The organism is Syntrophotalea sp. (genome assembly GCF_050253115.1).
Taxonomy (GTDB): Bacteria; Desulfobacterota; Desulfuromonadia; order Desulfuromonadales; family Syntrophotaleaceae; genus Syntrophotalea; species Syntrophotalea acetylenica.
In genome coordinates this window covers 1-5,809 of record NZ_JBFWJQ010000139.1, presented here as the reverse complement: position 1 = coordinate 5,809, position 5,809 = coordinate 1, and the positions used below count along the sequence as shown (strand labels likewise).

5 protein-coding genes and 2 pseudogenes are annotated in these 5,809 nt (G+C 50.7%); all 7 read right to left on the bottom strand.

The window, feature by feature from the left end; genetic code table 11:
- Nucleotides 1-207: pseudogene (locus tag AB7E65_RS11665) on the bottom strand (sugar ABC transporter ATP-binding protein); the annotation flags it as partial.
- Entirely contained in the window at nucleotides 197-970 is a 774-nt protein-coding gene (locus AB7E65_RS11660) for an ABC transporter permease (protein ID WP_428745974.1), read from the bottom strand. The gene AB7E65_RS11660 and the pseudogene AB7E65_RS11665, both read right to left, overlap by 11 nt.
- Nucleotides 971-1,020: 50 nt before the next feature.
- Nucleotides 1,021-1,866 (bottom strand): decaprenyl-phosphate phosphoribosyltransferase, encoded by an 846-nt coding sequence (locus AB7E65_RS11655; RefSeq protein ID WP_428745973.1) that lies wholly within the window; start codon nucleotides 1,864-1,866, stop codon nucleotides 1,021-1,023.
- Nucleotides 1,863-3,596, bottom strand: a complete 1,734-nt coding sequence (locus AB7E65_RS11650; protein ID WP_428745972.1) for a tetratricopeptide repeat protein — start codon at nucleotides 3,594-3,596, stop codon at nucleotides 1,863-1,865. Before AB7E65_RS11650 ends, AB7E65_RS11655 begins: the two co-directional genes overlap by 4 nt.
- Nucleotides 3,587-4,516 carry an ABC transporter ATP-binding protein gene (locus AB7E65_RS11645; RefSeq protein ID WP_428745971.1) on the bottom strand — a complete coding sequence of 310 codons (930 nt, stop codon included), beginning with the start codon at nucleotides 4,514-4,516 and terminating at the stop codon, nucleotides 3,587-3,589. The genes AB7E65_RS11650 and AB7E65_RS11645 overlap by 10 nt, the downstream gene beginning before the upstream one ends.
- A 9-nt stretch (nucleotides 4,517-4,525) precedes the next feature.
- Nucleotides 4,526-5,422, bottom strand: a complete 897-nt coding sequence (locus AB7E65_RS11640; RefSeq protein WP_428745970.1) for a hypothetical protein — start codon at nucleotides 5,420-5,422, stop codon at nucleotides 4,526-4,528.
- Nucleotides 5,423-5,429: 7 nt separating this feature from the next.
- Nucleotides 5,430-5,809: pseudogene (locus AB7E65_RS11635) on the bottom strand (ABC transporter permease); the annotation flags it as partial.

The following is a 5,809-nucleotide window of genomic DNA, read 5'->3' as shown; positions in this document are numbered from 1 at the left end:
TACACCAGACAGGCCAATACACTCGCCAGCCCTTACTTTAAAAGAAATCTCCCGAAGTGCCCAGAATTCATCATCTGAAAGTCCTTTATCTATGACTTTGGTTGCAAAAATACTTTTGAAATCCTCCCGAACAGATCGATGAAAAATCTGTCTTTTTGAATACTTCTTCCATACATTTTTGAATTCGATATAAGATTCAGATAACATCGGCAAAAGCCTTTTCCATCCGAACAAACAACTTGTATGAGAAAATGAAAAACAACAAAACAAGGATAAAGACTATTATAGTCGTGAATAAATTCGGCAGAACACCATTAATTGTGACGTTTCGAAAACTTTCTATCACGAAAGTCAAAGGGTTAAGATAAATTATGAATTTTAACTTTGTGTCAATATCATTCACCGTATAAAAAACTGGAGTAGCAAAGAACAAAATCTGCAATATAAAAGACGATGCCAACTTAACGTCCCGATAATACACATTAAGAGAAGAAAGACACAATCCAACAGATATTATAAAAACAATCATAATGAAAAATATCGGAATTAAACAGAAGTATATTTTTGTGACCTCATATCCATAAATAACTACAATTAGGATATACAACAAAAATGAAATCATAAAATCGACTAAAAAAACAATAATTCCAGATAAAGGAATTATTTCTCTTGGAAAATAAATTTTTGTTATCAATGAATAATGGTTTGTAAGCGATGGAATAGCATAATTAGTTGAATTAGAAAATAGAGTCCATGGAAGTAGGCCAGACAAGAAAAAAAGCGGATATGGAATTCCTTTGGAGTCGACTTTTAAAATATAACCAAAAACCAGTACAAAAAGCAGCATCATGCTCAAGGGTTGGAATAATGCCCAAGAGACACCAAAGAAAGTCTGTTTATATCTGATGATAAACTCACGCCAAGCAAAGACGGCAAGGAGGTCTTTATATTTATAAACTCTATCAAACATTCAGGTTATCCATGTCATTCCAGGTTAAGTTCTGGCTCTCTTATGCTCAATCATAAATACAAGCTCACTCCCACCATCACCGTCCACGCTGCCCCGACCAAAAACATCACCGGGTCTTTCAACAGCGAATCCGTCGGGTCGCCGCTTTCGCCGCGTTTGACGATGAGCAGGTAACGAAACAGACCGAAACAGCAGAGGGGCACAGTATAAACCAGACGGTGGTTGGTAATGACGTAGAGGGTGTACGTTACCAGCACCGCCGCGCCGGAAATGTACATGAAACCTTCCAGCGTCCCTGGGGGATAACCTTTCAACACCTTGCGGTGGTCGGCGGAAGCCTCGCCGAGTAACTGCTTCTCGCTCAGACGCTTGCCGCAGCTGAGAAAGATCGCCAACAGCAACACCGTGAGAAAAAGCCAGTCTGAAACCTTGACATCGAAGGCGGCACCACCGGCGAAGACGCGAAAGACAAAACCCGAGGCGATACAGAAAATGTCGAAAACCGGCTGGTCTTTCAGGGCGAATGAATAAGCAAAGGACAGGCCAAGATAAGCCAAGAGCCAACCAACGAACAGCAAAGATATGGTTGAGCCCAAAAGCAGCGAAACCGCGAGCATCCCCACCGCCAAACCGACGGCAAGGGTGGGAGACACCGCGCCGCTGGCCAACGGTCGATGCTGTTTGCGTGGGTGTACTCGGTCGCTTTCACAGTCGCGCAGATCGTTAAAGACATAGGTGGCACTGGAAGCGAGACAAAAAGCAATAAAGGGGGCCAGCCCCTTTTGCCAGACTCCCGGCAAAAACAGACTGCCCCCCAGAAAGGGCGGGAAGAAAAGAAGAAGGTTTTTCAGCCACTGGTGGGGTCGCAGCAGCTTGAGAACAACCCAGGGGTTCATGTCCCTTCCAGTTTTTTGATAAAGGTTTTGGCCGCTTGCAGGTAATGGGCGTCGGCTGGAGCTTTCTCCATAGCCGCCCGGAATGATTCGAGCGCAGCTTCTTCATCCCCCAACTGCAGTTGGTATTTGCCGATCCGGTAACGAGTAAAGGCGTTCGGCCTCACCCGTTGGGCTTCAAGCAACCAGTCAAGGGACTCCCGTTGGATTTCCCCTTTTTCTTGCTCGGCAACCGTGCCCAGACGGGCATCGTTGATCTTGACCAGCGCCAGCAGTAGGTCATGATATTTCTTGTGTTTCTTATCCAAATGGATAATCAGCAGATCACGGGCTTGGGCATACTCACCACGGGCCGCATATAGTTGCGCCAGGTTAAAATCGTCGACCAGATACCCGCTCGTCGGATTATCCTTCTGCATTTGAACCAGAATCGCTTCCGATTCCTCCATCTTCCCCTTGCGCAGCAAAGCCGACGCCAGTTCCGCTTTCGCGGCCGGCAGATTCGGGCTCTTCGCCACCGTGTCCCGGTACAGACGTTCGTTGTCCTGCCAGATCCAGGCACGGTGCAGGGTCGAGGCGAAGAATACCAGCAACAGGACCATCAACGCTTGCCCGCCGCGCCGTTGTAACAAGGGGTTCAATCGAGCCAGGCCGCGAAATAGATAGATGCTCGCCATCGTTGCGAAAAGCGCCACCGGGGTATAAAGATAACGCTCGGCCAGTGGGGTCCACGCCATTTTACCGAAGGGAACCAGAACCGCCGGAGCAAGCACACAAAAAGCCATCAGGCCAAAAGCTTCCAGAACCCGCCGCCGCAGAGCCAGCCAGAAAAGTACTCCCGCCAGCAGCAGCCCGGCCAACACATACCAGCCGGAGACTTCTATAATGCCGAAGTTCAACGGCCAAGGGATGAACAGTTTTTTGAAGTAGAAGCCATAAACCTTCAACGCCACGCGGATTTTGTTCAACAGATCGTAATCGCCGGCGGCAACGCCCTTAAGCGCCGTACTGACCCCGGTATCCCGAGCTATGGCCAAATGCCGGATAAAGAAATAGCCGATTATCGCCAGCACCGGCGAGGACAAAGACAACCAGCGGCGCCGCAAGCGAGCCGGAAACGAAATCCCCTTTTCGGGATAAACCGCCGCCATCCAGAGCAACCCCGGCAAAATGAATACCGCCACCTCCTTGGCGAGACAAGCCAACAGCAATGCCAGACCCGCGCCCAGAGAAGCCGGAATATTACGAGACTGCAAGCCGATAAGGGTCAGCCAGACCGCGAGCAACATGAACAATCCCGACAAGGGATCGGTGCGGCCGGAAATCCAGCAAACCGATTCGGCCGTCAACGGGTGCAAGGCAAAAAACAAAGCAGCAAAGAGGGGAATGATTTCTTCGGAGTGGTCGAACAGACGGGTCAAGCGGCGGGTAATGGCATAGACCAACAGGGCGCAGCCAAGGTGCAGCAGAATATTTCCCAGGTGCATGAACGAGGGCAGCGTGCCCCAGACATCCCGATCAAAATAAAAAGTCAGACTGTTTAACGGTCGATAATAATAGCGTTTCGAATCGGGGAAAAAATGCTTCTGCAAGTCGAAAGGTCCGGCATTTTCGATGCCGTTGATCATTTTCAGATCATCGACCGAATTGTAATCTGCGTGCAAGGACGGATAATAAACCAGTAGCGTCAACAAACTGGTAATTACCAAGCCATGCCAAAGTTTCAACCGCATGAAGAACCCTTGGAATCACGAACCAGGGAAAGGAAATAATCTTCCACGTCACGGCGACGCGGTTCGATCAGATCGAAGGAACCGCCGGTTGCCAGCATTTGCGCGGCGAACGCATCGAATCGGTCACGGGGTACAAAAACCTCGACGAGGCCGTCGCCACAATCAACCGCCCCGAACGAACTGACGGACGCCAAAGCGACACCGCGCAATCGGCAAAAGTAACCATCCACCCCTTCGCGCAACAGGTCACTGACCACTCTTTCTTCCTGCAAAACCCCATTGACGATCACCCCGATACGGTCACAAACCCGCTCAGCATCGGCGGTGACGTGGGTACTGAAAAAGACCGTTTTCCCGCGCTTCTTGAGATCGAGAATGATCTCCTTGACCAAGGCCCGTCCAATAGGGTCGAGTCCGCTCATCGGCTCATCGAGAATGTACAGGTCAGGATCGTGCAGAAGGGTCTGAGCGAAGCCGAGACGCTGAACCATCCCCTTGCTGTACCCCCGGATCGGTCGACCAGCGGCAGCAGTAAGGTCAAGGAGCTCCAGCACACGATCACTTTCCCTACGGATGTCCGCCGGCTGCATAGTAAAGGCCTCGCCGACAAAACGGAGATATTCCCTTGCCGTCAAAAAGTCGTAGAAAGCTGGGTTTTCAGGCAGGAAACCGACCCTGCGACGGGCCGTGGGATCGCCCGTAGAGAGTCCGAAAATGTGCGCTTCTCCGGCGCTCGGACGGAACAGTCCCATCATGATCTTGATGGTTGTACTCTTGCCAGCACCGTTCGGTCCAAGAAAACCGAAGACCTCACCAGGGTTGATAGAAAGGGTCAGGTCGCGCAATGCCTCAACTTTTTTGCCACGCTTGCCCCGGTAGCTTTTTTTAAGTTGAGAAATATTTATTGGTGCATTGTCCATGTTCATCGCTCACTTGTCGGAAGATGGTACAGTGGGGCCACCGGCGGCAGACCGACCATCCGCGGAAAAAGCAAACTTGCTGGTCGTGACAACCTGCCCGATTTCATTAAAGTAAAACTCTCCACCATAAGGGTCGACGGGCCAGGCTTTAAGATAACCTGTCCTTACCAGAGCATCAATATTCGCGGGAAGCGAGCCATACCTTTTGGCAAAGCGATCCCGTGCTTGTTCGACAGCCAATACCGTTTTGAAGGCCGCGATTCTCACCTGAAGGGTCTCTTTGACTGCAGGAGTCCGGGCGTCCTGCTCAAGAGCCTGTAGGTAGTCGAGGGCCATCTCGGTCTCACCCGCCTCCTGCAGGTAGCGACCAGCCAGCGATTTGAAAAGGGTCGAGCCAGATAATTCTCCGGCACGCATATACAACGGGGCGGCTGCGGCACGATCCTTAAGAAAATAGGCATTATTGAACGCTGCAAAGAAAGGCAGCTGCCAATCCCAGGTTCGATATTGCATGCCGTATTCCAGTAACTCGGTGGCCAACCGGTATTGCCCCACATCCCAGACCAAAATCGACTGGCCGAAATAATAGCCATCCATATTATATGGGTCAAGGCGCAAGGCTGCGTGAAGAGCCCGTGACATGGCTGGGTAGTCGGCGGCGAGTTGCACCATTCTGGGGCCAGCGGCGTCATCACCCAACGACCCGTAATAGAGGACGATTCTACCCAGAATGTTTGCACCAAGGAGTTCTTGATAATCAGGGAAAAGCACTTGGAGCACAGTGGGGTGAGGAATAATGCCTAGCTTTAAAGCATAAGGCTTTTGTTCCATGGCCCGGGTAAAGGGACCGAGGATGATCAGATAGACAACGAGCACACAGGTGGCAGAGACGACGTAGCGCTTCATGACCGACCTACCCAAGTTCCCGGCGAGAATAGACAGCAGCGGCTGCAACCAACACAAGGGTCATATACAGAATACCGTAACCGGCTGTCAGCCCCAGAGCATGGATATCGAGTGGAAGAGCGTAGATGGCATTGACCTTCAGATCGAAGGCCGAAAGATTCGGCAATATATAATACAGGACTTCAGCCAGCTTTTGGGACACTGGTGATAACGACTGGCCAGCGGGTGAGAGCACGTAATCGTAAGCCTGCTGGGTCGAACCGCCGACCAAGTAGACTGCAATGGTGCCAAAGATCGGGAGAAAGAATGAGGTACTGACCGAAGAGAAAAACACCGCAAAGGCCACCAACAGAAGACATTTGAAGGCATCGAAGCCAAGGGCCGCAG

Bases quoted from the DNA above. Each gene is read 5' to 3' on its own strand.
- AB7E65_RS11655 (WP_428745973.1), bottom strand. From the start codon at position 1,866: ATGAACCCCTGGGTTGTTCTCAAGCTGCTGCGACCCCACCAGTGGCTG.
- AB7E65_RS11645 (WP_428745971.1), bottom strand. From the start codon at position 4,516: ATGGACAATGCACCAATAAATATTTCTCAACTTAAAAAAAGCTACCGG.
- AB7E65_RS11650 (WP_428745972.1), bottom strand. From the start codon at position 3,596: ATGCGGTTGAAACTTTGGCATGGCTTGGTAATTACCAGTTTGTTGACG.
- AB7E65_RS11640 (WP_428745970.1), bottom strand. From the start codon at position 5,422: ATGAAGCGCTACGTCGTCTCTGCCACCTGTGTGCTCGTTGTCTATCTG.
- AB7E65_RS11660 (WP_428745974.1), bottom strand. From the start codon at position 970: ATGTTTGATAGAGTTTATAAATATAAAGACCTCCTTGCCGTCTTTGCT.